At 38.3% G+C, this 2,493-nt stretch carries 5 protein-coding genes; 4 read left to right on the plus strand and 1 reads right to left on the minus strand.

What is annotated here, in order from left to right:
* The first annotated feature begins 240 nt into the window (after positions 1–240).
* A complete protein-coding gene (locus EXE10_RS20615) occupies positions 241–606 on the plus strand; it encodes a hypothetical protein (RefSeq protein WP_130114571.1) in 366 nt (121 codons plus the stop codon).
* 236 nt (positions 607–842) lie between these two features.
* Here the strand turns inward: EXE10_RS20615 and EXE10_RS20625 are convergent, their stop codons facing one another.
* A complete protein-coding gene (locus tag EXE10_RS20625; RefSeq protein ID WP_130114572.1) occupies positions 843–1,514 on the minus strand; it encodes a LexA family protein in 672 nt (223 codons plus the stop codon).
* Between the two features lie 107 nt (positions 1,515–1,621).
* Here EXE10_RS20625 and EXE10_RS20630 point away from each other — a divergent pair, with 107 nt between their 5' ends.
* From EXE10_RS20630 to EXE10_RS22025, 3 genes are all read left to right on the plus strand, one after another.
* A complete protein-coding gene (locus EXE10_RS20630) occupies positions 1,622–1,810 on the plus strand; it encodes a hypothetical protein (protein WP_130114573.1) in 189 nt (62 codons plus the stop codon).
* An 8-nt stretch (positions 1,811–1,818) separates the two neighbouring features.
* Entirely contained in the window at positions 1,819–2,094 is a 276-nt protein-coding gene (locus EXE10_RS20635) for a hypothetical protein (protein WP_042089819.1), read from the plus strand.
* Positions 2,095–2,139: 45 nt separating this feature from the next.
* On the plus strand, positions 2,140–2,493 hold a 354-nt coding region (locus EXE10_RS22025), incomplete at its 3' end, for a hypothetical protein (protein WP_228256875.1).

Here is a 2,493-nt window from a genome sequence, read left to right on the forward strand (position 1 = left end):
TTTTCCATTGCTTGGGCTTTTTCGATGTCGCCCTCTGCAATGTGTAGCGCTTGTAGACGTAAATTTTGAAGTTCCATTTTTTATCTCTGGTGAGTGGGTGTGAGATTTATATTAACTTTAGTTAGTAGTATGGTCAATAGGGTTAGTGATAAAAGTTAATAAAAAGTTCGCAAATCTGTTTACTTTAGTTTTTAATAGACAAAAGAAAACCCACGCGGGGTGGGTTAGATGGAGTTTATTATGGAATTTCCTGAAAACATTGCACAGCAAATAGGCAGCGATTCAGTAGGCGCGACTCGTGCTTGGCGTCATCAAATGATATGTAAATTAATTGATGCTGGTGTGACCAATCCAGGTGAAATTAAACATTCAGTCGATAGTCTTTATGAATTTGTTGTCTCACCAATTAAAAAAGCTCAAGAAGCGGTTGTAGACAATAAAGATCAAGAAAAAGAATTTATAAAAACCAATATTATTGATCAGCAAATGAATGGTGCGCATCTTTTAAACAGACTAATAAATCAAGCTGATCTTAATCAAGATCAGCTTGATGAAATAAACCTTTTTCTAAATCCTTATTCATTGTTTGAAGTTAAAAAGGTCTAGGCATTTGTATAGGTTTTGGAGGGTATACTACTTTGGCGTATACGCCATAGACATGGCCACATTGAGTACAATGAACTATATCAAACCAAGTATCCCCACCCTTAGATACAATTTCGCTGTCAGATTTTGTTATGTATTTAAGCCCCTGTATTTTGCAATCAGGGCATTTTGGTTCTGCAATACCATTACTCATCACGTTCTCCACCCGATCAGTAAGCTGCGTCGGGTTCGCAGTTTTATACTTCTCGATTGTGTCGAACAACCACGCCAATAATAGAAATATCTATTTGCAAGGAATTTAGTGTTGGAAAATCAGGGTTTAAAGGCACTAACTCAATAATATCAACGCCAAATTCATTAACCCCAATCACTCTATACTTCTTGAAGGTGGTTCTTGCTATGCCGTGCTGAACCTCTTGAGCAATGACTAGGGAACCAGGTTTTGCCTCTAATGACCCATCAACAACCAATTCATCACCTGGCATGAAAGTGGGCGACATGCTTAAGCCTTCAACCTTCAATGAAAAAATACATTCAGGTTTTGCACCCATATATGTAGTCCATGATGAACCAATAGGATTGATTCCATCATACCCAACATCATGAAATAGCCCTGCTTGCACATAATCTAGCAACGGTATTTCTCTTAGGGGTGTGCTAATAAATGAGACATTGCTCTCGTATTCAGTGTTTGAAACGGGTTGCTTGTTTTCTTTTCCATTCAAAAGCCATTCATCAGAAACATTAAGCAACTTTGCAATTGCTTTCAAATTTTCTGCCTTAGGAATGTTATCCCCTTTAAGCCATTTAGTTACGGCTGCGGTTGATTTTCCAGTTGCTCTAGCAATATCTGCTTGCTTCAAATTTTTTTCTTCAAGCTTTTGCTGAATTCTTTCATGCATAAACATGGCTTAAATCCGTAAAAATACTAACTAATGTTAATACAGGTTATTGAAACTTAGGTTAGCTTATGCTAACTTTGATTAATAATTTTTAGAAACTTAGGTTAGCGGAAATGAATACCCAAGATTTGAAAGATTTCCATCAATGCAAAACACGCAGAGATCTTTCTAAAAAAACTGGTTACTCAGAAGTGACACTCTGGAAGTGGGAGAAATTTGGAATTCCTCTCACTACGCAAGCTGTTTTGCAAATTAAAACAAATGGGAAGCTTAAAGCTGACCAACAAGCATTAGTTGCATAGGAACAATTATGAGCCTTGAAAAAAAATCTACGCATGTGCGCTTATCTCCTGAGAATCACGAACGAGCAAAGGTTTTGGCTGAAATTAAAGGTAAAGACCTTGCTCAATATATGGCTTACCTGCTTGAAAAAGAAATCGCAGGTGAGTGGCATGTACTTAATTTACAAGCTAAATCGTTTGAGCGCTTGGGAGTATCCGCTTTGTTAAGGGATTTGAGTACAGAGATCGAATTTCGAGAGGGATCGGAAGGGATTCACGGGGATTCGGACATTAAAAAAGCCTGATCCATGAAATCAGGCTTCCTATATTCACACTTCAGGGGAATGAATATGAAACCAAATATATCAAAACATCCATGCGCTAACAAGTGCAGCAACTTCAAAGATGAGCAGTGTAAGACTTGCTTAGTGCGTGATATAGAAAAGCGCGAGTTTGATTTAGGTGTGGCACCAGATGAGGCTTATAAAGCAGGCTTCAAAATGGATGACATGGTTGTGAAAATCAGCGGTGATGACAACACATTATACGTCTTCGCAATGTACAGCACTGTTCATCCTGGTTATTGCTATATCGGCGAACCATATGCTGAAGATGGTGAAATGGCTCATGTTGATGAAATCAGCCTAGCCTCAACAGCAGAAATCCAAGCCAATCGCCGTTTAACCGAAGCTGAACAAGCAATT

This window comes from Acinetobacter sp. WCHAc060033 (genome assembly GCF_004209125.1).
Classification (GTDB): domain Bacteria; phylum Pseudomonadota; class Gammaproteobacteria; order Pseudomonadales; family Moraxellaceae; genus Acinetobacter; species Acinetobacter wuhouensis.

What these genes read in the sequence shown, in the direction of transcription:
- EXE10_RS20625 (WP_130114572.1), bottom strand. Translation starts at nt 1,514, where the DNA reads ATGTTTATGCATGAAAGAATTCAGCAAAAGCTTGAAGAAAAAAATTTG.
- EXE10_RS20635 (WP_042089819.1), top strand. Translation starts at nt 1,819, where the DNA reads ATGAGCCTTGAAAAAAAATCTACGCATGTGCGCTTATCTCCTGAGAAT.
- EXE10_RS20630 (WP_130114573.1), top strand. Translation starts at nt 1,622, where the DNA reads ATGAATACCCAAGATTTGAAAGATTTCCATCAATGCAAAACACGCAGA.
- EXE10_RS20615 (WP_130114571.1), top strand. Translation starts at nt 241, where the DNA reads ATGGAATTTCCTGAAAACATTGCACAGCAAATAGGCAGCGATTCAGTA.